We start from the raw sequence: 718 nt of genomic DNA, 5'->3' as shown, positions 1-718 counted from the left end.
CGCGCCGTCCACACGGTTGAATAGCCTCGGTGCCGTCCACCTCGGTAGTGTTCCCAATCGGCCACCTCGCGCTCGGATATCTCTCGGTCGCGCTCTTCCGGGTCGGCCGGCGTCGCCCGCTGCCGACCGGGTGGACGCTGGCCGCCGCGCTCGTCGGGTCGCAGTTGCCCGACCTCATCGACAAACCGCTCGCGTACTACGGCGTCCTCGTCAGCGGCCGCTCGCTCGGCCACTCGCTTCTCGTGATGCTGCCCGTGCTCGTCGTCCTCGTCGGCGTCGGCTATCGGCTGGGCTACGGCGAGCACGCGACCGCCCTCGTCGTCGCGACGCTCTCGCACTACCTCGGCGACACCTCCCGGGCGCTCCTCGCCGGCGACTGGGGTTCGATGCAGTTCCTCCTGTGGCCCCTGTTCCCGGCGACCGACTACGCCGCGGACTCGGTGCCGCCGTGGGTCCGCGTCCTCGAATCGCTCGGCGACCCGCGGTACAACTTCCAGTACGCCCTCGCCGCCGTCGCGTTCGGTATCTGGCTGGTCAACCGACTCGACAATCGGCGCGCGCGAGCGGAGCGCTGAGAGGCACAGAAAAACAGGGAGTGACGCGGGGGCGCGGGGGGCGCGTTAGCCGACGAGGCGGCGACCGACCGCGAAGACGACGAGCGCGCCGAACAGCACGTGGAGCGCCGTGTTCGGGACTTCCGAAGACGTCGTCGTCTGGG

1 protein-coding gene is annotated in these 718 nt (G+C 70.5%); it reads left to right on the top strand.

What is annotated here, in order from left to right:
- Window positions 1-47: 47 nt before the first annotated feature.
- A complete protein-coding gene (locus tag C5B91_RS21210; protein ID WP_004042046.1) occupies window positions 48-575 on the top strand; it encodes a metal-dependent hydrolase in 528 nt (175 codons plus the stop codon).
- The last annotated feature ends 143 nt before the right edge of the window (window positions 576-718 follow it).

It is taken from the genome of Haloferax sp. Atlit-10N, from assembly GCF_003586325.1.
Classification (GTDB): Archaea; Halobacteriota; Halobacteria; order Halobacteriales; family Haloferacaceae; genus Haloferax; species Haloferax prahovense.
The sequence above is the reverse complement of the archived record's forward strand: the minus strand, read 5'-3'. Positions and strand labels throughout refer to the sequence as shown.